Below are 22,822 nucleotides of genomic sequence, written 5' to 3'. Positions count from 1 at the left end.
GGCTCAGAACGGCTTGACCACCACCAGCACCACCGCCAGCAACAGCAAGATCACCGGGATTTCGTTGAACCAGCGAAACCAGACGTGGCTGTGCGTATTGCGGTTCGCCTCGAACTGGCGCAGCAGGCGCGCGCAGGCGTGGTGGTAGCCAATCACCAGCAGCACCACGACGAGCTTGGCGTGCAGCCAGCCGTTGCCGGCCGGAGCGCGCCCGATGCCGTAGCCCAGCCACAGCCACAGGCCCAGCAGCACCGCGGGCACGGCCAAGAGCGTGGAAAAGCGCAACAGCTTGCGCGCCATCAGCAGCAGCCGCTCGCGCTCGGCCAGCGACTGCGGCGCCACCATGGCCAGGTTCACGAAAATGCGGGGGAGATAGAACAGGCCGGCAAACCAGCTGGCAATAAAGACGATGTGGAGCGATTTGACCCAGAGCATGGGCACAGTTTAGTGCCACAGGGCAGGTCACGACCCGGGCACCCCCGCCGGCACTCTTCAAGGCAAAAAAAACCCGGCACCAAGGCCGGGTTGGGAAGCCTTTTTGCTGTCACACATTGAGGCGCCCGCTCAGGGAGGAAAAGCGGGGAGCAGCAAGCTGCCCGGTTGAAATTTACCAAGGTCGCCGGGCAATTTCAAGCAATTCTGCGAACTATTTGTGACACGTTGCAAACAGCGTGGTGGTTTTGTAGTACTTTCTACTTTATTGACCGCGCGGGCTTGTCTGGCCGCCGCGCGAATCAGGCACAATTTTGCCCATGAGCCTCTATGCCCCCTACCCCCTTGGCCGCCCCCGGCGCCTGCGCCGCGACGCGTTCACGCGCAACCTGGTGCGCGAACACGCCCTCGGCGCGCACGACCTGATTTACCCGGTGTTTGTGCTGGACGGCAGCCAGCGCCGCGAGGCCGTGGCCTCCATGCCCGGCGTGGACCGCCTGAGCCTGGACCTGCTGCTGCCGGTCGCCGAAGAATGCGTGCGCCTGGGCATTCCGGTGATGGCGCTGTTTCCGGTGATCGAGCCGGCGCTCAAAACCCCCGACGGCAGCGAGGCCTGGAACCCGGACGGCCTGGTACCGCGCGTGGTGCGCGAACTTAAAAAACGCTTCCCGGAACTCGGCGTGATGACCGACGTGGCGCTCGACCCCTTCACCAGCCATGGCCAGGACGGCCTGCTCGACGCGAGCGGCTACATCCTCAACGACGAAACCGTGGCGGTGCTGGTGAAGCAGGCGCTCACTCAAGCCGATGCCGGGGTGGACATTGTGGCGCCGAGCGACATGATGGACGGGCGCATCGGCGCGATCCGGCGCGCGCTGGAGCACCGGCACCACATCCACACCCGCATCATGGCCTACAGCGCCAAGTACGCGAGCGCCTTTTACGGCCCGTTCCGCGACGCCCTGGGCTCGGCCGCCACCCTGGGCAAGGCCGACAAGAAGACCTACCAGATGGACCCGGGCAACAGCAACGAGGCGCTGCGCGAAGTCGCGCTGGACATTGCCGAGGGCGCCGACATGGTGATGGTGAAACCCGGCATGCCGTATCTGGACGTGGTGCGCCGCGTGAAGGACGAGTTTCAGATGCCGACCTTCGCCTACCAGGTCAGCGGCGAATACGCGATGCTGAAGGCCGCTGCCCTGAACGGCTGGCTGGAGCACGACGCCGTGATGATGGAGAGCCTGCTGGCCTTCAAGCGCGCCGGTGCCGACGGCGTGCTGACCTACTTCGCGCTCGAGGCGGCGCGCCTGATGGCCCGTTGATGCGCACCGAAAACTATAAAATTCATAGCTACCTGCGAAGGCCCATCAAGGGCTGAAGGCCGATTTAACCAATAACCCGGACTGCACACGGGCGCTGCCGGGAGATTTCATGCGCATCTTCAACATCAGCGGCGCCGGCGTTCTGGAGACACCGACCCCGCCAACCCAGTTGCCTGAACAGGGCTACGTCTGGATTGCCTGCGGCCGGCGCGAATTCGAAGCCCTTCAGGCGCAAATCCAGGCCACGCTGCAGGCGCTGTGCGGCACGCAACTGGTCGACCTGCACATCAGCGACCTGCTGAACCACCAGCTGCCGTCGCATTACGACTACACCTCGCAATACGACGTTCTGGTGTTCCGGCGCCTGAGCGCCGGTCAGCACGAGGCCGATCCGGCCCACACAAGCCAACCCGGCCCGGCGCCGGGCGCGCCGGCCAAGCGCAGCGGGCCGCCCATTTTGCGGCGCATCGACACCAGCCCGGTCGGCTTTGCCGTGTTCGACCATGTGCTGCTCACCGTGCACCCCGCCGACTGCGCGATCCGCGACGCCTACGCTGCCAAACTGCTCGGCGGCGCATCCCTTGAGGCCCGCGGCGCCGGCGCGCGACTGCCGACCAGCCCGGCGGACCTGATGCTGCGCATCGTGGCCCAGATGGTCGATGGCTACCTGGATTTGCGGCGCGAGCTGACGCGCCAGCTCGATCACTGGCAGGTCGAGCTGCTGGCGCCGCACACCCGCTTCAGCAACTGGGGCGCGCTGCTCGAGGCGCGCCTGGCCCTGCACCAGCTCGACGGCATCTGCGAAGACCAGCGCAGCGCCATGCAGGACTGGATCGCCGTGCTGGAGGACTGGCCGGCGCCCGCCACACCCGCGCTGGCGCGCGAGTACGAGCTGCTCAAGGTGCGCAGCCGCGACGTGCTGGAGCACATCGAGCGCGTCGTGCACCATGTGCTGCGGTTGGAGCAAACGGCGGAAACTACGCTGCAGATGCACTTCAGCGCGCAGAGCAACCGCACCAACGACATCATGCGCACGCTGACCGCACTGACCGCGATCTTTCTGCCGCTGAACCTGATCACCGGATTTTTCGGCATGAACTTCGAGTTCATGCCGCTGATCCATCACCAAGCCGCGTTCTGGTGGACCGTGGCATTCATGCTGGCCGTTGCCGCCGCCACCGGGCTGGTGTTCTGGCGCAAGCGCTATCTGGCACGCACGGGAAAGTAGGGCCCCCACGCTTGCCCACTTCGTGTGGCGCGCTGCCTACACCCAAGGTGGGGCGATCTGCTCGGTGGCAAACGCGCGTTGCACGGCGGGACGCTCCAGCACGCGCTGCAGGTACGGGCCCAGGTGTGTGCGTGCGCGTGCGGGCTGCTCGAAGTTGCGCGTCCAGCGGCACAGCATCATCGCGTAGGGGTCGAGCGCCGTATAACTGTCGCCGAGCAGCCAGGGGCCGCCGTAGCGGGCCAGTTCCCGCTCGAGCAGGTCCAGCAGCACCCGCACCTTAGACTCGGCGTGCGCGCGCACCTCGGCCACACCCACGGCGTTGCCGGCGTTGACCCAGCGCTCGGGATAAAAGTAGACGATCAGCGTGGCCTGCAGCGTGTTGGTGAGCCACATCAGCCACTTGTAGAAGTGGGCGCGCTGCGCCGTGCCCACAGGCGGGGCGAGCGCAGCCTGCGGGTGGGTGTCGCACAGATGCAGGCAGATCGCGGCGGACTCATACAGCACCAGGTCGCCCTGCGTCAAACTGGGGATCAGGCCATTCGGGTTGAGCTGCAGGTATTGCTGCGTCTTGTGCACATCGTGCGCCCGATCCACCAGTACCAGCTCGAACGGCACCCCGATCTCCTCGAGCAGGATGTGCGGCGCCATGGCCGCCGTGCTGGGGTAGTAGTGCAGCTGGATCATGCCGCCTCAGCCCAGGTGCTGGCCGAAGAACGCCAGCGTGCGCGTGCGTGCCAGCGTGGCAGCGGCCGCGTCGTAGGCGCCGCGCTGGTCGCAATTGAAACCATGGCCTGCGGCGTAGAACTTCACCTCCACGCCGGGCTGGGCCTTGGCGAAGGCGCGCGCCGTCTCCACCGGAATCGAGTGGTCCTGCTCGCCGAAATGCACCAGCACCGGCACCCGCGGCGTGCGCGCCGTCTCGGTCGCACTGGTCATGCCGCCGCCGTAATACGGCACGGCGGCGGCGAGGCCCTGAAGCAGGCAGGCCGAGCGCCACGTGAGCAGGCCGCCCCAGCAATAGCCCACCACGCCGACCTTGCCGGCCTGCTGTGCATAGTCGATGGCGGCCTGGATGTCGGGCAGCACACCGGGTGCGGCCAGGCCCTCCACCGCGGCTTTCAGCGCCACACCGGCCGTGATGTCGTCCTGCGTATAGCCCAGCTCCACGCCCGGCTTGACGCGGTGAAAAGTGGCGGGCGCGACCGCCAGGTAGCCATCAAGCGCGTAACCGTCGGCCACCGCGCGGATGTGCGAATTGACGCCGAAGATTTCCTGCAGCACCACCACGCCGCCCCTGGCCGGCCCCGCGGGTTGCGCCACGTAGGCGGGAAAGACAAAACCGTCCGCCGCCTTGAGATCGATCCATTGCCCCATGTTCATGCTCCTTAATTCAGTTGGTTCGGCCTGACGTGCCGATGCTGCAGACTTTACCTGTGCGCCCAGGCCTTCAGTTTCCGCTCGACAAAATCGAGCCGGTCCTGGCCCCAGAACAGCTCGCCGTCCACCACAAAGCTGGGCGCGCCGAACACCCCGGCCTCGATCGCCTGCCGGGTGTTGGCTTCATAGCGCTCGTGCGCCGCCTGGCTGTGCGACTGCTCCAGCCGCGCCGGATTCAAGCCCTGTTCGGACAGCAGTTGCGCCAGCACCCGCTCGTCGGCGATGTCGCGCTCCTGCGCCCACACGGCCGCGAACACCGCGCCCGCGATCTTCATCGCGGCGTCGGCGCCGTCGTGAGTGTCCACCGCGACGATGAGGCGCGCCGCGTCATCGCTGGACACCGGGAAGTATCTGGGTTTGATCGTCAAAGGCAGCGCCAGCAGCTCGGAGAAACGCTGCAGTTCCAGCAGCCGATAGGCCTGGCGCTGCGGCGCGCGTTTGCCCAGCGGCAGCCCGCCCGAGACCGGGAACACCTGGCCCAGGTCCACCGGCAGCACGCGCACCGCGGCGCCGGTGGCGCGGGCCATGGCCGCCAGGCGCGGGTGACCCAGGTAGGTCCAGGGGCTTTGCGCGGCAAAGTAATAGTCAACGGATGGGCTCAAGGCAGGCTCCAGTCGGTGTGATGCTGTAATACTGGTTTGTAGCCGAGACGCCACTTTTCTGCAGGAGACAGGCTTTGAACAAGGTTTTACTGGTTACCGGCGGCAGCCGCGGCATCGGCGCCGCCACCGCGCTGCTGGCGGCGCAGCAGGGCTATGCGGTGGCCGTCAACTACACCGCCCACGCTGAGGCGGCCGAGGGCGTGGTGCGCCAGATTCGCGCGGGCGGCGGCAGCGCCATTGCGCTGCAGGCCGACGTGGCGCAGGAAGACCAGGTGCTGGCGATGTTCGCCGCCCTGGACGCGCAGTTCGGGCGCCTGACCGCGCTCGTCAACAACGCCGGCGTGGTGGATGTGGCGGCCCGGGTCGACGAGATGAGCGTGGCGCGCCTCAAGCGCATCTTCGACATCAACGTGATCGGCTCGTTTCTGTGCGCGCGCGAGGCGGTGCGCCGCATGAGCACGAAACATGGCGGCAGCGGCGGCGCCATCGTCAACGTCTCGAGCGCCGCCGCGCGGCTCGGCTCGCCGGCGCAGTACGTGGACTACGCGGCCAGCAAGGGTGCGATCGACAGCTTCACGATCGGCCTGGCCAAGGAAGTGGCGGCCGAGGGCATCCGCGTCAACGCCGTGCGCCCGGGCCTGATCGAGACCGAGATCCATGCCTCGGGCGGTCTGCCCGACCGTGTGCGCGACCGGATGCATGAGGTGCCGATGCAGCGCGGCGGCAGCGCCGACGAGGTGGCGCAGGCCATCGTCTGGCTGCTCTCGGAGGCCGCCAGCTACACCACCATGTCCCTGCTCGAAGTCTCGGGAGCGCGCTGATGGCCATGGACCTGAAACCACTGGTCACCCTGCTGGCCATCGTCAATCCGCTGGCCATCGTGCCGTTTTTCATCCACTACACGCAGGGCTTCGCGCGCGCACAGCGCCAGCGCACGATCTGGGTCTCGTCGTTCAGCGCCTTCGTCGTGATTGCCGTCAGTGCGCTGCTGGGCCTGCAGATTCTGGATTTCTTCAGTATCTCGCTGGCCAGCTTCCAGGTCGGCGGCGGCATGCTGCTGCTGACCTCGTCGCTGAGCATGCTGAACGCGCAGCCGGCCGAGGCCAAATCCACCCCGACCGAGCTGAACGATGCGGCCGCGCGCTCGGCCGTGGGTGCCAGCATTGCCGTGGTGCCGCTGACCATTCCGCTGCTGACCGGCCCGGCCACCATGTCCACGGTGGTGATCTATGCCGACAAGGCCAAGAGCTTCCTGCAACTGCTGACCCTGGTGGGCTACGGCCTGGTGATCGGGCTGGTCTCGGCGTTTTGCTTCGCGCTGGCAGAGCCGATTTCGCGCTTTCTCGGCAAGACCGGCATCAACATCATGACGCGCCTGATGGGGCTGATCCTGGCCGCGCTGTCGGTCGAACTGATGGCCGACGGCCTGCGCAAGCTGTTCCCCGTGCTCGGGCATATTGGATAGAAAATCGAGCCTCAGCGCAGTGGCGCCAGCCACTGCGCAATCTCCTGCGCCGCCGCCTCGGTCGCAGCGGCCAGCGCCTGGACGCCGCCGGGGGCATCCAGGCTGGGCGCGGGGCGCTGCACCACCACACTGCGCTGCGCCACGGGCCGCTCGCCAGCCGGCGTGATCCGGGTCAGCGTCACGCGCAGGCGGATCACGCCGCTGCTTTGCGCCGGCGACGTGAAGCGCTGGCTGAACTCCTCCAGCTCGACGCGCAGCACCAGCGGCACCGTGCTCTCGCTGGCATTCACCACCGCGCGATCCCGGCTCAGGACCTCGCTGAGGCGCTGGCGCACCAGTTGCGCGGGAGGCGCGCTCCAGCGCGCATGGGCGTAGGGACGCAGTTGCTGCGCATCGGCGTAGTCGAGTCGGTACAGGACGGCCAGGCTATCGAGCGCCTGGCTGGTCTGCACGTCGCCCAGCGCGAGCGCTGGCAAGCCCGGGGCCGCGGCGGGCTCGGGCGCCGCCACGAGCGCGCCGGGGCCAAAGTCGTACACGCTCGCGCGCACCTGTTTTTCGGTCAGGGCGCAGCCCGCCAGCAGCAGAAAAATTAGAAAAAACAGGCCTCTAGCCCATACTGCGCCTACACCATGCGCTTCATATTTCATAGCAAACTCCGATCCGGACGGCGTCATTTTGCGGCTCCTGGTGCGGTAAATCCGGCCTCGCCGGGGCCGGGTTGCACGGCGCCGCTGCCGAACACCAGCGACTGCGGGTTATCGCTGATGCCGCGCACGGTGCGGGTGAGCTGGCGCGCGGTGCGCGCGACATCGTCACCGGCGCGGCTCACGCTGGGCAGGGTGCCCCCGTTCAGCGTGGCGGCGGCCTGCGTCAGCGCCTGGCTGCCATCGGCGAGCTGATCCATCACCCCGCCTTTTTCGTTGGCACGCCGGGCGATCTGGCCAAAGTCATTGGACGTGGCCTGCAGCGACTGCAGGGTTTTGCGCGTCTCGTCGGCGAGCGGGGGTATCGCGGCCAGCGCCGGGTTGAGCCGCTGCGTCAAGGTGCCATCCACGCTGGCGGCGAGCCGGTTGATGCTGTCGGCCGCCTGCCCGAGCTGGCTGACGGCATCGATCAGCACCTTCTGGTTGTCGGGCGCAAACAGCAGGTTGATGCGCTGGGTGGCCTCTTCGACCTCTTTGATCATGGCGGTGCCCTCGTCCGACAGGCTGCTCAGCAGGCTGGGCCTGAGCGGAATGCGCGGGTAGCCGCCATCCTCGACATACGGGATCGGCTGGCTCGACTGCCCGTCGTCGTCGAGCTGCACAAAGCCCAGACCGGTCACCCCCTGAAAGCTCAGTGTGGCAAAGGTGGACTTCGTGATGGGCGCGCTCTGGTCGACCGCGATGCGCACCAGGGCATTGCCCTTGACCTGCGGATCGAAGCCGATGTACGAGACCTTGCCCACGGCAATACCGCGGTAGCGCACTGGCGCCTGCACCTGCAGGCCGCTGAGGGCCTCGCGCGTGGACATCTCGTAGACGCGGAACACCTGCTTGTCGCGCATCAGCCACGCGGCCAGCGCAATCAGCAGCGCGGTGATCAGCAGCACGAACGTGCCGGCGGCCAGGGCATGGGCTTTGTTTTCCATTCCAGTGACTCTCTTTCTACACAGGCTGCGCCGCGGGCTCGGGCAACGTCGCCATCGCGCGGCGCCCGCGCTGGCCCAGGAAAAATTCCCGGATGAAGGGGTGGTCGAATGCGACCACCTCGCGCACCGGGCCATTCACGATGACTCTCTTTTCGGCCAGCACCGCCACGCGGGTGCTGAGCTCGAACACCGTGTCCAGATCGTGTGTGACCATCACCACCGTCAGGCCCATCTCGCGGTGCAGCGAGCCAAGCAGGGCACAAAAACTGTCGGAGCTCTCCGGGTCCAGCCCCGCCGTGGGCTCGTCCAGCAGCAGCAGCGGCGGGTCCATGATGAGCGCGCGCGCCAGCGCCACGCGCTTGACCATGCCGCCCGACAGGTCGCTCGGCATCTTGGCGGCGTCCGCCACGGCCAGCCCGGCCATTTGCAGCTTGACCAGCGCGGCGTCGCGGATCAGCGCATCGGGCAGGGTCCCCAACTCGCGCAGCGCAAACGCCACGTTGTCCAGCACGCTGAAGGCCGAGAACAGCGCGCCGTGCTGGAACAGCATGCCGACCCGGCTCGACGCGCCCTGACCGCCCATGCAGGAGGCGGGTTCGCCGAGTACGCGGACCTGGCCGCGGAACGGCGTCTCCAGCCCCAACATTTGCCGCAGCAAGGTGGTCTTCCCGCTGCCCGAGCCGCCGACCAGCGAGACGATTTCGCCGCGCCGCACGCGCAGGTCCAGATCCTGGTGGATGACCACGGGGTGCTCGGGCGGGCCGAACACGGTCCAGAGTTTCTCCACGTCGACGATCACGTCGTCATCCTGCGGGGCGTGGGGAACGGGCGTGGGATCTGTACTCATATGCCCACATTCTTGAACACCACGGCAAACAGCGCGTCCACCAGGATCACCATGGTGATCGAGGCCACCACCGAAGCCGTGGTGCCTTGGCCCAGGCTCTCGGTATTGGGCTCGACGCGCAGCCCGAAGTGGCAGCCGATCAGCGCAATCAGCACGCCGAACACCACCGACTTGCCCGTCGCCAGCGCCAGGTTGGCCACATCCACCGCCCCGGGCAGCGCCTGGATGAAGTAGGCCGGCGTCACGCCCAGCGCCACGTCGGCCGCCAGCATGCCGCCGACGAGCGCGGCCAGCGTGGTCCACACGCTGATCAAGGGCATCACGATGGCCAGCGCCAGGGCGCGCGGCAGCACCAGCCGAAAGCCCTGCGCAATGCCCATCACGCTCATCGCATCGAGCTCTTCGGTGACGCGCATCACGCCGATCTGCGCGGTGATGGCCGAGCCCGAACGCCCGGCAAGCAGGATGGCGGCCAGCACCGGCCCGAGTTCGCGAATCAGCGAGATGCCCAGCAGGTCCACGATATAGGCGTCGGCGCCAAACTGGCGCAGCTGCTGCGCGCTCAGGTAGGCCAGCACCACGCCGATCAGGAAGCCGACCAGCGCGGTGATTGGCAGCGCGGCCGCGCCCATGCTGAACAGGTGGCCCGACAGATCGCGCCAGGGCCCGCGGCGCGGCGCGCGCAGCAGCCGCAGCATGTCGAGCAGCAACTGGCCAATCAGCCGTGTCAGGTCCTTGCCGCGTTCGAGTCCCTGCAACACCCAGGCGCCCAGGCCGAGGAATTGCTGCCACGGCGTGGCGCGCGGGGGCGCGGGCGGTGTGGTGGTGAACTGCGCCACGCGCTCGAGCACGGCGCGCTGGTCGGGCGTCGCGTCGAGCCGGGTCGGCCACTGGCGGCCCCAGTGGTTCCACAGTATCTGGGCGCCGATGTGGTCGAACTGCTGCAGCGACTGCAGGTTCCAGCCCAGCAGGGCACCGGGCGCGGCCGCAGCAGGCAACGCCTGCAGGTCGCGGGAGGCCTGCCGCCACGCGCTCGCCCCCGTGAGCTGCGCCGCCGTCCAGCGACCGGCCAGCACGGCACACGGCCCTTGGGGCGTGTCCTGTTGCGTGACGCGGGGGCTGGGCTCCTCCATCGGTGGTGCGGGCTCTGAGTGGTCGGGACTGGCATCGTACCGCGTTGCCGGGCTCTGGCGCTGTAGGAATGGGCGCCGTCCTGGGGGTTGCCCGTCGCTGCGTAGCCAGGCCGGCGCCCCGCGCCTGCCATGACCGCGCCGCCCTCCCGCCTAAACCTCACGCAGTAGACTGGACAGCCCGGGCCTCCGTCCCGGCTGTCCGGACGATCCATCGCATGAAAAAAAACCCCGCCTCCAACCCTTCCTCCGACCCGGCGTCCTGGCACGACGAAACCCGCGTGCTGCACGGCGACGCGGGCCTGTCGACCGATTCGGCGCTGGTCGCGCCCATTCACTATTCGGCCACCTTCAAGGCCGACGACCCGCAAGCCTTCGCCGAGATGGCGAATGTGCCGCGCCATCCGGGCTTCTACACGCGCTATGGCAACCCCACGCACGAGCATGTGGCGGCGATCCTGGCCAAGCTCGAAGGGACCGAGACCGCGCTGCTGACCGGCTCGGGCATGGCGGCGATCAGCACCACGGTGCTCGCGCTCGTGTCGGCCGGCGACCACGTGATCGCGCAGAGCCGGCACTACATGAGCACCACCAAGCTGTTCGAGGAAGTGCTGGTGCGCTTTGGCGTGCAGGTCAGCATCGTCGAGCAGACCGACCTGGCCGCGATCGAGGCGGCGATCCGCCCCAACACCCGGCTCATCATGCTGGAGAGCCCGGTGAATCCGACGCTGGTGCTGACCGACCTGGCCGCGGTGGCGGCGCTGGCCAGGCCGCGCGGCATCCTGACCGTGGCCGACAACACCTTTGCCTCGCCGCTGAACCAGCAGCCGCATGCGCTGGGCATCGACATCGTGCTGCACAGCGCCACCAAGTACCTCGGCGGGCACCACGACCTCACGGCCGGCGCCGTCTGCTGCTCGGCGCTGCACGCCGAAAAAATCTGGCGCATGCACACCACGCTGGGCGCGGTGCTGTCACCGATGGACGCCTGGCTGCTGCTGCGCGGCCTGCGCACGCTGCCGCTGCGCGTGCAGCGCATCAACGCCAACGCGCTGGCGCTGGCGCAGTGGCTCCAGGACCAGCCGCAGGTCGAGCGTGTGTTCTACCCGGGGCTGGAAAGCCACCCGCAACACGCGCTGGCGCGCCAGCAGATGACGGGCTACGGCGCCGTGATTGCGTTCGCGGTGCGCGGCAACTTCGAGGCCACCAGCCGGTTTGTGGCCTCGCTGGAGCTCGCGACCCACGCCGTGAGCCTGGGCGGCGTCGACTCGCTGATCGTGCACACCGCCGCCATGTGGGCCGGCACGATGAACGAGGCGCAGATGCAGGCCGCCGATATCGCGCCCAACTTCGTGCGCATGTCGGTCGGCGTCGAGCACATCGATGACCTGAAAGCCGACATGGCGCGCGCGTTGCAAAAGCTCTGACGAGCCCCCATGCCACCCTGGAATCTCAATGAAACGCGTGAGCACATCTCTCGACTTTTCGGGGGACGGCAGCTTGAACTCGCTGCACCGTCGATCCGGTCTGTAGATGACCGACAAATCTATGCCCGAATCCATTTTCAGGCCGCGCGGGCCGCGGTAGAAGCCTACGTTTCATCTGAGCTCCAGGATGCCTCACTGTTTAAAGTCACACTCGGCGGGGATCGTGAGGGGTGGGCCAAATTCAACGTGTTCACCCGCGAAGTCGGAGCGCACCTGACAGCGTGCATTCAGAGCATCCACGCTGTACCAGATATTCTCGCGAATGCGCTCTATTACTCTCTAGGGCTAAACCTTCTTCCGAGCGCGATCAAGCCGCGAGCCCTCTCGGTCACCTCTGTGACGGCGCAACTCACGAAGCATTCTGGTAGCGCCAAGCTGGGAGCCCTGCTCAAAACGCTTGCGACCGGTGGCGAATTCAAACACTTGTCCGCTTTGGCGAATCAAGCCAAACACCGAAGCATCGTCTTCCCCTCGCTCAATGAAGACTTCACGGGCGAGCGCGAAGCCAGGCACGCCGTCACGTTCCCCGCCTTTGAGCACGAGTGCGTTTCATACAGACCGGTCTTTGCTGAAGAGTTTCTTAGGAATGAGTACATTCGCTGCTCGGCGCTCGTGGTGGAAATCGGCGGTGAACTCAATGCCATCCTTTCCGCACGTGAGCCCTAACCCTACCGGGCACCAGTACTGATCGGGCACGGCGAGCCGGAAGGCGCAATGCCTTGCGCTCCAACAAAAAGCGGACTACTCCTGTAAGAACCCGCGGCGCGGCCCGACTACCCCTCATGACAGACAGGATGAAGGCGCCGAATCGTCGCGGGCCTTCCACTTCCTTCACGACTGGAGACGATGGATGGATACGAACGCGCAAATCATTCACCCCGGCTGGCTGCGCGCCATGCACTGGATCAACGCCCTCGCGGTGGTCACGCTGGTGATGAGCGGCTGGCGCATTTACGACGCCACCGGCTTCATGGGTTTCGAGATTCCGGCCGTGCTGACGCTGGGCGGCTGGTTGGGGGGCGCCATTCAGTGGCACTTCGCGGCGATGTGGGTGCTGGCCATCAACGGCGTGTTGTATCTGATGCTGAACATAGTCACAGGACGGCTGTGGCGCAAGTTTTTCCCGCTGTCCCCCAGGGCGCTGATCGCCGACCTCAAGGCCGCGCTGGCCGGCAAGCTCGCGCACGCGGACCCGCGCCACTACAACATGGTGCAGCGCCTGGCCTATCTGTTCGTGATGCTGGACAGCGTGCTGCTGGTGCTGTCCGGGCTGGTGCTGTGGAAGTCGGTGCAGTTTCCGCTGCTGCGCGAACTGCTGGGCGGCTACGAGGTGGCGCGCCGGATTCATTTTCTGGCCATGGCGCTGCTCGTCGCGTTCGTGCTGGTGCACCTGACGATGGTGGCGCTGGTGCCGCGCACGCTGGTGCACATGATCCGCGGCCATTGAGGAGACCACCATGCAGATCAAAACCCCAAAATTCCTTATAAGCAACGGCGACGCCATCCTCAAGGAAGCCGTGCAGCGTCTCGCGCAACCGGGCCGGCGCGACTTCCTGCGGCGCTCGCTCACGCTCGGCGGCCTGTCGATGCTGACCGGCTGCTCGCTGATGGACAACCAGAGCGTGGACGCGGCCTTGACCCGGGTCTCGCGCTTCAACGACGACGTGCAGGCCTGGCTGTTCGACCCGAACCGGCTCGCGCCGACCTACCCGGAATCGATGATCACGCGCCCGTTCCCGTTCAACGCCTATTACAGCGAGAACGAGGTGCGCCACGTGGACGCGGACAGCTACCGGCTCGAAGTCTCGGGCTGGGTCGCCGACAGGCACAGTTGGACCCTGCCCGAACTGCACGCCATGCCGCAGACCGACCAGATCACGCGCCACATCTGCGTCGAAGGCTGGAGCGCGATCGGGCGCTGGGGCGGCGTGCCGTTCGCGAGTTTTCTGCGCCGCGTCGGCGCCGATTTGACGGCCAAATATGTCGGCTTCATGTGCTTTGATGACTACTACACCAGCATCGACATGCCGACCGCGCTGCATCCGCAAACGCAGCTGACGCTGAGCTACGACGGCCAGGTTCTGCCGCCGAAATACGGCTTTCCCATGAAGCTGCGCATGCCGACCAAGCTGGGCTACAAGAACCCGAAATACATCAAGGCGATTTTCGTCACCAACACCTACCCTGGCGGCTATTGGGAAGACCAGGGCTACAACTGGTTCGGGGGCAGCTGAGCCCGGCTCAGCGGCGCCACGATCGCGGCAACTCTGCCATTTTTTCACTCACCTTTGAAGGAAACCACCATGAACAAGCTCACCACCGCCCTCTTGTCCAGCTGCATCCTGCTCGTCGGCGCCAGCGCCATGGCGCAGGACGCGATGAAAAAGGATGACATGGGCAAGGACGCCATGAGCAGCGGCGCGATGGCGAAGGACTCGATGGCCAAGGACCACATGAAGAAACCCATGGCGAAAGACGCCATGGGGAAAGATCACATGGCGAAGGACGCGATGGGCAAAGACCCAATGGGCAAAGGCGCCATGGGCAAGGACGCCATGGGCAAGGATGAAATGAGCAAGTAGCGGCGCCTTCAGCGCCAGACCTTGTCCAGCGCCGCCCACGCGCTCGCCACCACCGGTTCGGCCACGCGCGCCCTCAGGCAGACAAAGCTCAGCACGCAGTCCAGGCTGACCCGGTCGGCGATCACCAGACCGTGCGCCTGGCTCTCGCGAATCGCAATCGAGTCGCGCACCAGCGACAGGCCGACGCCCGACTTGACCAGGTCCAGCATCGAGGCCTCCTGGTCCACCAGCGCCACGCGCCGGGGCTCCAGCCCGGTCAGCGAGCCGGGGCCGAACACGCCGGCCAGCACGCGGTGGTGCGCCGATGCGGGCGGCGTGGCCAGCCACGGCAAGGCCGCCAGCGCCTTCCAGTCGCGGCCCAGCACCTGCGGGCCCCAGCCGGCCGGGGCCAGCACGCGGTAGCTGAAGTGAGTGAGCTCCTTTGCTTCGAAATGAATAGCTGCCTGTCTAGACTCCACATGGGCTAGCGGCTGATTTGATTCAGAATTGACGGGAAGGCCCAGGTAGAACCCGACATCGAGTTCGCCGCGCGAAATTTGCGCCAGCACGTCGCCGCTCATGCCCTGACGCAGCTCGGTCTCGATCTGCGGCGCCGACTCCACCAGTTCCTTCAAAAACGCGCCGAGCCGGGTGAACGCCGGGTCCAGGATGGTGCCGATGCGCAGCACGCCGCGCAGCGTGTTGTGCAGGCGCAGTGCCGCCTGGTTGAAATCGACGAGCGAGGCCAGCACTTTTTCCGCCTGCGGCAGCAGCGCCGCGCCGTCGCGCGTGAGCACCAGTCCCTGCGGCGTGCGCGTGAACAGCGCCAGCCCCGTACTCTGCGCCAGACTCTTGAGTTGCAGGCTGACGGCCGGCTGGCTCAGATGCAGCCGCATGGCCGCACGCGAGACATTGCCTTCGCGCGCCACGGCCACAAAGGCGCGTAGAGTTTGGGGGTCGAGGTGGCCGCTCATATTTGCCAAATTTATACACTGGTTTTGGCGAATTCATTGGCAAACCATACTCATTTTGGCGACACTCGCCGCATTCACCAGGAGATTCATCATGAGCACAGCAAATATTGACCATTACATAGCCGGCCGCGTGGTGGCCGGCACCTCGGGGCGCGCACAGGACGTGTTCAACCCGGCCACCGGCTCCGTGACCGGGCGCGTGGCCATGGCCAGCCGCAGCGAGGTGGACAAGGCCGTGGCCGCCGCCCACGCAGCTTTTCCGGCCTGGGCCGACACGCCGCCGCTGCGCCGCGCGCGCGTGCTGTTCAAGTTTCTGGAGTTGCTGAATGCCCACCGGGACGAACTCGCGCACCTGATCACCGCCGAGCACGGCAAGGTCTTTACCGATGCGCAGGGCGAGGTCTCGCGCGGCATCGACGTGGTGGAATTTGCCTGCGGCATTCCGCAACTGCTCAAGGGCGATTTCACGGACCAGGTCTCGGGCGGCATGGACAACTGGACCCTGCGCCAGCCACTGGGCGTGGTGGCCGGCATCACGCCGTTCAACTTCCCCGTGATGGTGCCGATGTGGATGTTCCCGGTGGCGATCGCCGCGGGCAACTGCTTCGTCCTCAAGCCCAGTCCGATCGACCCGAGCGCCTCGCTGCTGATCGCCGCGCTGCTCAAAAAAGCCGGCCTGCCGGACGGCGTGTTCAACGTGGTGCAGGGCGACAAGGAGGCGGTGGATGCGCTGCTGGAGCACCCCGACGTGATGGCTGTGTCCTTCGTCGGCTCGACGCCGATTGCCAACTACATCTACGAGACCGGCGCGCACCACGGCAAGCGCGTGCAGGCGCTGGGCGGCGCCAAGAACCACATGGTGGTGATGCCCGATGCCGACCTGGAGCAGACCGTGGACGCGCTGGTCGGCGCGGGCTACGGCTCGGCCGGCGAGCGCTGCATGGCGGTCAGCGTCGCGGTGCTGGTGGGTGATGTCGCCGACAAGGTATTGCCGCTGCTGGCCGAGCGCGCGAAGACGCTCAAGATCAAGAACGGCACCGCACTGGATGCCGAGATGGGTCCGATCGTGACCGCGGCGGCGCACGCCCGCATCACCGGCTACATCGAACTGGGTGTCACCGAGGGCGCCAAACTGGTCGTCGATGGCCGCGGCTTTCGCGGCACCGACGCGGGCAAGGGCTGCGACAAGGGCTTCTGGATGGGCGGCACGCTGTTCGACCATGTCACGCCAGGGATGCGCATCTACAAGGAAGAAATCTTTGGCCCGGTGCTCTCGTGCGTGCGGGTCAAGGACTTCGGTGAGGCCGTCGAGCTGATCAACGCCCACGAGTTCGGCAACGGCGTGTCCTGCTTCACGCGCGACGGCCACGTGGCGCGCGAGTTTGCGCGGCGCATCCAGGTCGGCATGGTCGGCATCAACGTGCCGATCCCGGTGCCAATGGCCTGGCACGGTTTTGGCGGCTGGAAGAAGAGCCTGTTCGGCGACACGCACGCCTACGGCGAAGAGGGTGTGCGCTTTTACACCAAGCAAAAATCCATCATGCAGCGCTGGCCCGAGAGCATTGGCAAGGGCGCGGAGTTTGCCATGCCGACGCCGAAGTGAATCGATGAGCGACACCGCCTTCGACTACATCATCGTGGGCGCCGGCACGGCCGGCTGCCTGCTGGCGAACCGGCTCAGCGCCGATGCCACAAAGCGCGTGCTGCTGATCGAGGCCGGCCGCAAGGACGACTACCACTGGATCCACATCCCGGTGGGCTACCTGTACTGCATCGGCAACCCGCGCACCGACTGGCTCTACCACACCGAGCCCGACGCGGGGCTGAACGGGCGCGCGCTGCGCTACCCGCGCGGCAAGACGCTGGGCGGCAGCTCCAGCATCAACGGCATGATCTACATGCGCGGGCAGGCGCGCGATTACGACCAGTGGGCGCAACTCACCGGCGACGACGCCTGGACCTGGGCCAATGCCCTGCCCTACTTCAAGCTGCACGAGGACTACTACCAGGGCGCCGACGCGGCGCACGGCGCCAGGGGCAGCACGCCGGAGCTGCTGCAGGACGACCAGACGCCGTACCGCCAGCTGCTGCGGCACCGCCAGGCGGGCGGCGAGTGGCGCGTGGAAAAACAGCGCCTGCGCTGGGACATCCTCGACGCGTTCTCGCAGGCGGCGCAGCAGGCCGGCATTGCCGCCACCGACGACTTCAACCGCGGCAACAACGAGGGCGTGGGCTATTTCGCGGTGAACCAGAAAGCGGGCTGGCGCTGGAACAGCGCGAAGGCCTTTTTGCGCCCGACCTGCTATGGGCGGCCCAACTTCGAGATGTGGACCTCGGCGCAAGTGCGCCGGCTGGTGCTCGAGACCGCGCCCGACGGCAGCCAGCGCTGCACCGGCGTGCAGGTGCGCGCCGGCACGGAGGACGTGACGGCCACGGCTAGATGCGAAGTGATCCTGTGCGCGGGCAGCATCGGCTCGCCCCAGATTCTGCAGCTCTCGGGGCTGGGGCCGGCCGCGCTGCTGCAGCGCTGCGGCGTGCCCGTCGTGCGGGACTTGCCGGGTGTCGGTGCGAACCTGCAGGACCACCTGCAAATCCGTGCCGTGTTCAAGGTGCAGGGGGCCCGGACCCTCAACACCATGGCCAGCTCGCTGTGGGGCAAGGCGAAGATTGGACTGGAATACGCCTTGAGGCAAACCGGACCGATGAGCATGGCGCCCTCGCAGCTGGGCGCCTTCACGCGCAGCGATGCCTCGCAAGCCTGGCCCAACCTGCAATTCCATGTGCAGCCGCTGAGCCTGGATGCGTTCGGCGAGCCGCTGCACAACTTTCCGGCATTCACCGCGAGCGTGTGCAACCTGAACCCGACCAGCCGCGGCACGGTGCAGATCAAGAGCCCCCGCTTCGAGGACGCGCCCGCGATCGCGCCCAACTACCTGAGCACGGCGCAGGACCGCAAAATCGCCGCCGACTCGCTGCGCGTGACGCGCCGCATCGTGGCGCAGCCCGCGCTGGCGCGCTTCCAGCCGCAGGAATACAAGCCCGGCGTGCAGTTCCAGAGCGACGAGGATCTGGCCAAATTGGCCGGCGACATCGCCACCACCATCTTCCACCCGGTCGGCACCACCAGGATGGGGCGCGCCGACGACCCCATGGCCGTGGTCGATGCGCGGCTGCGGGTCCACGATGGGCAGGGTGGTCTGGTGGCCGGCCTGCGCGTGGTCGATGCCGGCGTGATGCCCACCATCACCAGCGGCAACACCAACTCGCCGACCCTGATGATTGCGGAGAAGGCCGCGCAGTGGATCGCCGAGGATGGCATCAAGGTTTGAAGGGTAAATCCCGATCGTCGGGGCGGCGCTGATCGCATACAGTACGGTCACTCGGAAACGGGCGCGAGCGCCCATTTCCATGAGGAGCCGAGGAGACAAAATTGCAACGCTGGCGCGCTACCCGTCGCCAGTGAGGTAGCAGACAAAAGGCGCCGGTGACCCCGGCGCCTTTTTATTTTTTCAATCAAAACAGTCTGTAGCCCTTACCAGTTATGCGCATACAGCTATCAATCCAATAGCAAGCACCGTCTTCGTTCCGGCGACAATAACGCCATGGATTTGATCGTCGTGTCGCTGGCCTCGCTGCTGGCCGGTTTCGTGGACGCCATCGTGGGCGGCGGCGGCCTGATTCTGGTGCCCGCGCTGTTCGCCGTCTTTCCCAGCGCGCCGCCCGCGACGCTGCTGGGCGTGAACAAGAGCGCCTCGGTCTGGGGCACCTCGATCGCGGCCTGGCAGTTCAGCCGGCGCGTGCACATGCCCTGGCACGCGCTGGGGCCGGCGGCCGTGGCCGGCTTTGGCGGCTCGCTGGCGGGCGCCTGGACCGTGACGCTGCTGGCGCCGGATTACCTGCGCCGCGCCCTGCCCTTCATCCTGCTCGCGGTGCTGCTCTACACACTGGCCAAAAAGGAACTGGGGCGCCACCACACGCCGCGCTTTTCCGGGCAGCGCGAGACGCTGGCGGCCTGCACCGTTGGCCTGACGCTCGGGTTTTACGACGGCTTCTTCGGCCCCGGCTCGGGCAGCTTCCTGGTGTTCGTGTTCGTGCGCTGGCTCGGCTACGACTTCCTGAGCGCCTCGGCCTCGGCCAAGCTCATCAACAGCGCCACGAATATCGCGGCGCTGATTTTGTTCACGCTCAAAGGCCACGTCTGGTGGCATTTCGCGCTGGCGCTGGGCGCGGCGAATGTGATCGGCAGCCTGCTCGGCACGCGGCTGGCGCTGCGCCACGGCGCGGGCTTTGTGCGCGGGGTCTTCATCGTGGTGGTGAGCGCGCTGATTCTGAAAACCGGCTACGACGCGTTCATGCGCTAGGAACGCCGCGAAGGGCCGCCCCGAGCAAGTTCAGCCCCCTCGGGGGGCAGCGCAGTACGCGAAGCGACAAGCGTGGGGGTTCCAGTCCTAGGGCTGCGGGGGCCACGGCACGTCCTGCACGCGGCGCGGTTTGCCGATCGGCGTCGTGGCCTGCGCCTTTTGCACCGCCGCGATGTCTTCTTCGCTGGGGTACTGGCCGAGCAGCCAGTAGTCAAAGATGCGGCGCGCCATCGGCGCCGCGGCCTGTGCGCCAAAGCCGGCGTTCTCGACCACCATGGCGATCACGATCTTCGGGTCCTCGGCCGGCGCAAAGGCCGTGAACAGGGCGTTGTCGCGCAGGCGTTCGGCGATCTTGCTGGCGTGGTACTTCTCGTTCTGCTTGATCTCGAGCACCTGGGCCGTGCCGGTCTTGCCCCCGCTGGTGTAGGGCGCACCGCGAAAGCTCGCGGCCGAAGTGCCCTGCAGGTTGACGCCGACCATGGCGTTCTTGATCACCGCCAGGTTCTCGGGCCTGACGTCGATCCGCTCGGGCGCCTCGTGCACCACAGGCTCTGCCTTGTGCGTGACGGCATCGATCACTTCCTTGGCCAGATGCGGCTTGATCTTCATGCCGTTATTTACCAGCATGGCCGTGGCCCGTGCCAGTTGCAGCACGGTGAAGTGGTTGTAGCCCTGGCCAATGCCGAGCGAGATGGTCTCCCCAGCATACCATTTTTGCTGGTCGGCGCGCCGGTAGGCCGTGCGCTTCCATTCGGTCGATGGCAACAGGCCGCGCAGCTCGCCCTGGATGTCGATGCCGGTCAGCTCGCCGAAGCCGAACGGCTTCATGTGGTCGTGAATCGTGTCCACGCCGAGGTCGTTGGCCAGCATGTAGTAGTAGGTGTCGCAGGACTCCACGATCGACTTGTACATGTTGACCGTGCCGTGCCCGCCCTCCTTGTCGTCGCGGAACTTGTGCCCGCCGAACATGAAGTAGCCCGGGTCGAAAATCGACTGCTGCGGCGTGCGCTTGCCGGTCTCCAGCGCGGCCAGCGCCATGAACGGCTTGTAGGTCGAGCCCGGCGGGTAGGTGCCGCGCAGCGCCCGGTTCAGCAGCGGCTTGTCCAGTGACTCGTTGAGCGCCTGCCAGTTGTCGCTGTCGATGCCGTCCACGAACATGTTGGGGTCGAACGTGGGCTTGCTGACGAAGGCCAGCACCTCGCCCGTCCTGGGGTCGAGCGCGACCAGCGCGCCGCGGCGATCGCCATACATGTCTTCCACCAGCTTTTGCAGCCGGATGTCGATCGACAACTTGACCGTGTCGCCGGGCGTGGCCGGGATGCTGGCGAGCCTGCGCACGGCGCGCCCCGCGGCCGAGGTTTCCATCTCCTCCACGCCGGTCGTGCCATGCAGCTGGCGCTCGTAGCTCTGCTCGATGCCGAGCTTGCCGATGTAGTCGGTGCCGCGGTAGTTGGCCTCGTCGTCGGAGTCGTCGATGCGGTCCTTCTCGGCCTGGTTGATGCGCCCGATGTAGCCGATCGCGTGGCTCGCGAGCTCGCCAAACGGATAGTTGCGGAACAGCCGCGCCTTGATTTCGACGCCCGGAAAACGATAGCGCTGCGCCGCGAATCTGGCGACTTCCTCATCGCTCAGGCGGGTGCGAATCGGCAGCGACTCAAAGCTCTTGGACTCTTCCAGCAGCTTCTTGAAGCGCTTGCGGTCGCGCGGCGTGATGTCGACCACCTGCGCCAGCGCGGCGATGGTCTGCTCCAGCGGGCCGGCCTTGGACGGCGTGATCTCCAGCGTGTAGGCGGAGTAATTGTTGGCCAGAATGATGCCGTTGCGGTCCTCGATCAGCCCGCGGTTCGGCACCGTCGGCACGATCGCGGTGCGATTGCTCTCGGCCTGCTCGGCCAGATCGTCATGGCGCACGATCTGCAGGAACATCAGGCGCGCGACCAGCAGCCCGAACGCCACCAGTACCACCAGGCTGGCCACCAGCACGCGCCGGCGAAAGCGCGCGAGCTCGGCTTCGATGTTGCGCAGCTCGGTCATAACGGACGGTTCTTGTCGGGGTCGGGCGCGCGGCGCTGCGGCGCCAGCAGCAGCACGCTGACGATCGGCCACAAAACCGCCTCGACCAGTGGCGCCAGCAGCATCTGCCAGCCCGGAAACACGCCGCCGCCGAGCATGCGGATGCCCAGTTCAATCGCATGGGCCGCGACAAAAATCGGCAGCACCTGCAGCGCCTGCGATGGCACGCTGAACCAGAGCAGGCGCCGGTGCATGGTGATGGCGAAGAAGCTCAGCGCGGTATAGGCCAGTGCATGCTGGCCCAGCAGCGCGGCCTGCTGCACGTCCATGACGACCCCGAAGACGAAGGCCGCACCGATCCCCACGCGCAGCGGCTGGTGCACGCTCCAGAACACCAGGAGCAGCATCAGCAGGTCCGGCATCCACGCGGTGCGCCCGAGCGGCAGCATATTGACCAGCAGGGCCGCCAGCAGGCTGCCCCAGATAAACAACGGGTTGGCGGGCAGCAGCAGCTGCTGCCCCTGTCGCATGATCATGCGGCGCCCTCCTGACGCAGCGAAATGGGCCCGTGCCTCATTTTGAAGCGCCCTTCTTTTTCGCGGGCGCCGGCTTGGGGTCCAGCTCCGGGCGCTGCGGGATCTGCACCGACACCGGCGCGAGCACCATGACGTGCCGCGTCGCGTTCACCAGCGCCTGGGGGGTGCAGTAGATGCGGGCAAAACTCGAATCGGCACGACGCTCGACCCTCGCCACTTTGGCGACGGGCAGGCCCGGCGGGTACACCCCGTCGACGCCGCTGGTGGTGAGCAAATCGCCCTGCACCACATCGGTGTTGGCCGGCATGAAGCGCAAGTCCAGCATGCCGCCCTGCGACACCGGGTCGCCGAAGGCCACGCCGCGCACGCCGGTGCGCGTGTTCAGGACCGGAATGGCCTGGTCGCGGTCGATCACCAGCGTGACCTCGCTGAGCAGCGGCAGCACCCGCGTGACCTGGCCGAGCACGCCGGACTCGTCGATCACGGGCGAGCCGGCCACGATGCCCTGGGTCATGCCCTTGTCGATGATGATCTTGCGGGAATAGGGGTCGGCAGCGTCATACAGCACCTCGGCGGCCTGCGCCGGCGTGCTGATCTGCTCGCGCAGCGCCAGCAGCTTGCGCAGGCGGGCGTTCTCCAGCGTGAGCTGTTCCACCTGGCTGGCGCGCAGGGATTGCAGCGCGAGTTTTCGGCGCGCCGCCTCCTCACCCTGCTGGGCCGCTTCCAGGGACTCGAAATATTCGCTGCCGGTGCGCGCCAGCAGCACCGGGCGCATGACCAGCCATTGCACCGGATAC

24 protein-coding genes are annotated in these 22,822 nt (G+C 66.8%); 12 read left to right on the top strand and 12 right to left on the bottom strand.

Annotated elements, in window-relative coordinates; translation table 11 throughout:
• Window positions 1-3: 3 nt before the first annotated feature.
• On the bottom strand, window positions 4-435 hold the full coding sequence (locus tag B0E49_RS00460) for a CopD family protein (RefSeq protein ID WP_077560009.1): 432 nt from the start codon (window positions 433-435) through the stop codon (window positions 4-6).
• Between the two features lie 317 nt (window positions 436-752).
• Between B0E49_RS00460 and hemB the strand changes: the two genes are divergently transcribed.
• Window positions 753-1,754, top strand: coding sequence for a porphobilinogen synthase (hemB, locus tag B0E49_RS00455; RefSeq protein ID WP_077560008.1), 1,002 nt, complete (start codon window positions 753-755; stop codon window positions 1,752-1,754).
• A gap of 109 nt (window positions 1,755-1,863) precedes the next feature.
• Complete coding sequence (locus B0E49_RS00450; RefSeq protein ID WP_077560007.1) at window positions 1,864-2,982, top strand: magnesium transporter CorA family protein; 1,119 nt, start codon at window positions 1,864-1,866, stop codon at window positions 2,980-2,982.
• 36 nt (window positions 2,983-3,018) lie between these two features.
• Here the strand turns inward: B0E49_RS00450 and B0E49_RS00445 are convergent, their stop codons facing one another.
• Genes B0E49_RS00445 through B0E49_RS00435 form a run of 3 tightly spaced genes read right to left on the bottom strand, consistent with a single transcriptional unit; the run spans window position 3,019 to window position 5,021 of the window.
• Window positions 3,019-3,666, bottom strand: coding sequence for a glutathione S-transferase family protein (locus B0E49_RS00445; RefSeq protein WP_077560006.1), 648 nt, complete (start codon window positions 3,664-3,666; stop codon window positions 3,019-3,021).
• A 6-nt stretch (window positions 3,667-3,672) separates the two neighbouring features.
• On the bottom strand, window positions 3,673-4,356 hold the full coding sequence (locus B0E49_RS00440; protein WP_077560018.1) for a dienelactone hydrolase family protein: 684 nt from the start codon (window positions 4,354-4,356) through the stop codon (window positions 3,673-3,675).
• 53 nt (window positions 4,357-4,409) lie between these two features.
• The gene (locus tag B0E49_RS00435; RefSeq protein ID WP_077560005.1) at window positions 4,410-5,021 is read right to left on the bottom strand and encodes a 2-hydroxychromene-2-carboxylate isomerase; all 612 of its coding nucleotides are present in this window, start codon (window positions 5,019-5,021) and stop codon (window positions 4,410-4,412) included.
• Window positions 5,022-5,095: 74 nt separating this feature from the next.
• Between B0E49_RS00435 and B0E49_RS00430 the strand changes: the two genes are divergently transcribed.
• Together B0E49_RS00430 and B0E49_RS00425 are read left to right on the top strand one after the other, a co-directional pair.
• Entirely contained in the window at window positions 5,096-5,842 is a 747-nt protein-coding gene (locus B0E49_RS00430) for an SDR family oxidoreductase (protein WP_077560004.1), read from the top strand.
• A 5-nt stretch (window positions 5,843-5,847) separates the two neighbouring features.
• Window positions 5,848-6,486 (top strand): MarC family protein, encoded by a 639-nt coding sequence (locus B0E49_RS00425; protein WP_077560017.1) that lies wholly within the window; start codon window positions 5,848-5,850, stop codon window positions 6,484-6,486.
• A gap of 11 nt (window positions 6,487-6,497) precedes the next feature.
• On the opposite strand, the gene B0E49_RS00420 is transcribed toward B0E49_RS00425, so the two are convergent.
• The 4 genes from B0E49_RS00420 to B0E49_RS00405 are packed head-to-tail and all read right to left on the bottom strand — an operon-like array spanning window position 6,498 to window position 10,096.
• Window positions 6,498-7,133 carry an ABC-type transport auxiliary lipoprotein family protein gene (locus tag B0E49_RS00420; protein ID WP_077560003.1) on the bottom strand — a complete coding sequence of 212 codons (636 nt, stop codon included), beginning with the start codon at window positions 7,131-7,133 and terminating at the stop codon, window positions 6,498-6,500.
• A 23-nt stretch (window positions 7,134-7,156) separates the two neighbouring features.
• The gene (locus tag B0E49_RS00415) at window positions 7,157-8,116 is read right to left on the bottom strand and encodes an MlaD family protein (protein WP_077560002.1); all 960 of its coding nucleotides are present in this window, start codon (window positions 8,114-8,116) and stop codon (window positions 7,157-7,159) included.
• Window positions 8,117-8,132: 16 nt separating this feature from the next.
• Window positions 8,133-8,963, bottom strand: coding sequence for an ABC transporter ATP-binding protein (locus B0E49_RS00410; protein ID WP_077560001.1), 831 nt, complete (start codon window positions 8,961-8,963; stop codon window positions 8,133-8,135).
• On the bottom strand, window positions 8,960-10,096 hold the full coding sequence (locus B0E49_RS00405; RefSeq protein WP_077560000.1) for an MlaE family ABC transporter permease: 1,137 nt from the start codon (window positions 10,094-10,096) through the stop codon (window positions 8,960-8,962). Before B0E49_RS00405 ends, B0E49_RS00410 begins: the two co-directional genes overlap by 4 nt.
• Before the next feature lie 215 nt (window positions 10,097-10,311).
• Here B0E49_RS00405 and B0E49_RS00400 point away from each other — a divergent pair, with 215 nt between their 5' ends.
• From B0E49_RS00400 to B0E49_RS00380, 5 genes are all read left to right on the top strand, one after another.
• A complete protein-coding gene (locus B0E49_RS00400; protein ID WP_077559999.1) occupies window positions 10,312-11,520 on the top strand; it encodes a trans-sulfuration enzyme family protein in 1,209 nt (402 codons plus the stop codon).
• A gap of 9 nt (window positions 11,521-11,529) precedes the next feature.
• Window positions 11,530-12,246 (top strand): hypothetical protein, encoded by a 717-nt coding sequence (locus tag B0E49_RS00395; protein WP_077559998.1) that lies wholly within the window; start codon window positions 11,530-11,532, stop codon window positions 12,244-12,246.
• A gap of 184 nt (window positions 12,247-12,430) precedes the next feature.
• Window positions 12,431-13,027 carry a cytochrome b/b6 domain-containing protein gene (locus B0E49_RS00390; protein WP_077559997.1) on the top strand — a complete coding sequence of 199 codons (597 nt, stop codon included), beginning with the start codon at window positions 12,431-12,433 and terminating at the stop codon, window positions 13,025-13,027.
• A gap of 10 nt (window positions 13,028-13,037) precedes the next feature.
• A complete protein-coding gene (locus B0E49_RS00385) occupies window positions 13,038-13,814 on the top strand; it encodes a molybdopterin-dependent oxidoreductase (RefSeq protein WP_077559996.1) in 777 nt (258 codons plus the stop codon).
• Window positions 13,815-13,883: 69 nt separating this feature from the next.
• Window positions 13,884-14,162, top strand: a complete 279-nt coding sequence (locus B0E49_RS00380; RefSeq protein WP_077559995.1) for a pentapeptide MXKDX repeat protein — start codon at window positions 13,884-13,886, stop codon at window positions 14,160-14,162.
• A gap of 8 nt (window positions 14,163-14,170) precedes the next feature.
• Here B0E49_RS00380 and B0E49_RS00375 read toward each other — a convergent pair whose 3' ends face one another.
• The gene (locus B0E49_RS00375) at window positions 14,171-15,115 is read right to left on the bottom strand and encodes a LysR family transcriptional regulator (RefSeq protein WP_077559994.1); all 945 of its coding nucleotides are present in this window, start codon (window positions 15,113-15,115) and stop codon (window positions 14,171-14,173) included.
• Between the two features lie 91 nt (window positions 15,116-15,206).
• Here B0E49_RS00375 and B0E49_RS00370 point away from each other — a divergent pair, with 91 nt between their 5' ends.
• The 3 genes from B0E49_RS00370 (at window position 15,207) to B0E49_RS00360 (ending at window position 19,476) form a co-directional block, all read left to right on the top strand.
• The gene (locus B0E49_RS00370; protein ID WP_077559993.1) at window positions 15,207-16,718 is read left to right on the top strand and encodes a CoA-acylating methylmalonate-semialdehyde dehydrogenase; all 1,512 of its coding nucleotides are present in this window, start codon (window positions 15,207-15,209) and stop codon (window positions 16,716-16,718) included.
• Between the two features lie 4 nt (window positions 16,719-16,722).
• The gene (locus B0E49_RS00365; protein ID WP_077559992.1) at window positions 16,723-18,444 is read left to right on the top strand and encodes a GMC family oxidoreductase; all 1,722 of its coding nucleotides are present in this window, start codon (window positions 16,723-16,725) and stop codon (window positions 18,442-18,444) included.
• A gap of 273 nt (window positions 18,445-18,717) precedes the next feature.
• Window positions 18,718-19,476, top strand: a complete 759-nt coding sequence (locus B0E49_RS00360) for a sulfite exporter TauE/SafE family protein (RefSeq protein ID WP_077559991.1) — start codon at window positions 18,718-18,720, stop codon at window positions 19,474-19,476.
• Window positions 19,477-19,563: 87 nt separating this feature from the next.
• On the opposite strand, the gene mrdA is transcribed toward B0E49_RS00360, so the two are convergent.
• The 3 genes from mrdA to mreC form a co-directional block, all read right to left on the bottom strand.
• Window positions 19,564-21,510 (bottom strand): penicillin-binding protein 2, encoded by a 1,947-nt coding sequence (mrdA, locus tag B0E49_RS00355; RefSeq protein WP_077559990.1) that lies wholly within the window; start codon window positions 21,508-21,510, stop codon window positions 19,564-19,566.
• Complete coding sequence (gene mreD / locus B0E49_RS00350) at window positions 21,507-22,025, bottom strand: rod shape-determining protein MreD (RefSeq protein WP_077559989.1); 519 nt, start codon at window positions 22,023-22,025, stop codon at window positions 21,507-21,509. Before mreD ends, mrdA begins: the two co-directional genes overlap by 4 nt.
• Before the next feature lie 37 nt (window positions 22,026-22,062).
• Window positions 22,063-22,822: rod shape-determining protein MreC (gene mreC / locus B0E49_RS00345; RefSeq protein WP_144264382.1), on the bottom strand; the 760-nt coding region annotated here is incomplete at its 5' end.

The organism is Polaromonas sp. C04 (assembly GCF_002002705.1).
GTDB lineage: Bacteria > Pseudomonadota > Gammaproteobacteria > Burkholderiales > Burkholderiaceae_C > Rhodoferax_A.
Note: the sequence above shows the minus strand (reverse complement) of the source record. Positions and strands in the feature narration are given on the sequence as shown.

What these genes read in the sequence shown, in the direction of transcription:
- B0E49_RS00460 (WP_077560009.1), bottom strand. Translation starts at nt 435, where the DNA reads ATGCTCTGGGTCAAATCGCTCCACATCGTCTTTATTGCCAGCTGGTTT.
- hemB (WP_077560008.1), top strand. Translation starts at nt 753, where the DNA reads ATGAGCCTCTATGCCCCCTACCCCCTTGGCCGCCCCCGGCGCCTGCGC.
- B0E49_RS00450 (WP_077560007.1), top strand. Translation starts at nt 1,864, where the DNA reads ATGCGCATCTTCAACATCAGCGGCGCCGGCGTTCTGGAGACACCGACC.
- B0E49_RS00445 (WP_077560006.1), bottom strand. Translation starts at nt 3,666, where the DNA reads ATGATCCAGCTGCACTACTACCCCAGCACGGCGGCCATGGCGCCGCAC.
- B0E49_RS00440 (WP_077560018.1), bottom strand. Translation starts at nt 4,356, where the DNA reads ATGGGGCAATGGATCGATCTCAAGGCGGCGGACGGTTTTGTCTTTCCC.
- B0E49_RS00425 (WP_077560017.1), top strand. Translation starts at nt 5,848, where the DNA reads ATGGACCTGAAACCACTGGTCACCCTGCTGGCCATCGTCAATCCGCTG.
- B0E49_RS00420 (WP_077560003.1), bottom strand. Translation starts at nt 7,133, where the DNA reads ATGAAATATGAAGCGCATGGTGTAGGCGCAGTATGGGCTAGAGGCCTG.
- B0E49_RS00415 (WP_077560002.1), bottom strand. Translation starts at nt 8,116, where the DNA reads ATGGAAAACAAAGCCCATGCCCTGGCCGCCGGCACGTTCGTGCTGCTG.
- B0E49_RS00410 (WP_077560001.1), bottom strand. Translation starts at nt 8,963, where the DNA reads ATGAGTACAGATCCCACGCCCGTTCCCCACGCCCCGCAGGATGACGAC.
- B0E49_RS00405 (WP_077560000.1), bottom strand. Translation starts at nt 10,096, where the DNA reads ATGGAGGAGCCCAGCCCCCGCGTCACGCAACAGGACACGCCCCAAGGG.
- B0E49_RS00400 (WP_077559999.1), top strand. Translation starts at nt 10,312, where the DNA reads ATGAAAAAAAACCCCGCCTCCAACCCTTCCTCCGACCCGGCGTCCTGG.
- B0E49_RS00395 (WP_077559998.1), top strand. Translation starts at nt 11,530, where the DNA reads ATGCCACCCTGGAATCTCAATGAAACGCGTGAGCACATCTCTCGACTT.
- B0E49_RS00390 (WP_077559997.1), top strand. Translation starts at nt 12,431, where the DNA reads ATGGATACGAACGCGCAAATCATTCACCCCGGCTGGCTGCGCGCCATG.
- B0E49_RS00385 (WP_077559996.1), top strand. Translation starts at nt 13,038, where the DNA reads ATGCAGATCAAAACCCCAAAATTCCTTATAAGCAACGGCGACGCCATC.
- B0E49_RS00380 (WP_077559995.1), top strand. Translation starts at nt 13,884, where the DNA reads ATGAACAAGCTCACCACCGCCCTCTTGTCCAGCTGCATCCTGCTCGTC.
- B0E49_RS00375 (WP_077559994.1), bottom strand. Translation starts at nt 15,115, where the DNA reads ATGAGCGGCCACCTCGACCCCCAAACTCTACGCGCCTTTGTGGCCGTG.
- B0E49_RS00370 (WP_077559993.1), top strand. Translation starts at nt 15,207, where the DNA reads ATGAGCACAGCAAATATTGACCATTACATAGCCGGCCGCGTGGTGGCC.
- B0E49_RS00365 (WP_077559992.1), top strand. Translation starts at nt 16,723, where the DNA reads ATGAGCGACACCGCCTTCGACTACATCATCGTGGGCGCCGGCACGGCC.
- B0E49_RS00360 (WP_077559991.1), top strand. Translation starts at nt 18,718, where the DNA reads ATGGATTTGATCGTCGTGTCGCTGGCCTCGCTGCTGGCCGGTTTCGTG.
- mrdA (WP_077559990.1), bottom strand. Translation starts at nt 21,510, where the DNA reads ATGACCGAGCTGCGCAACATCGAAGCCGAGCTCGCGCGCTTTCGCCGG.
- mreD (WP_077559989.1), bottom strand. Translation starts at nt 22,025, where the DNA reads ATGATCATGCGACAGGGGCAGCAGCTGCTGCTGCCCGCCAACCCGTTG.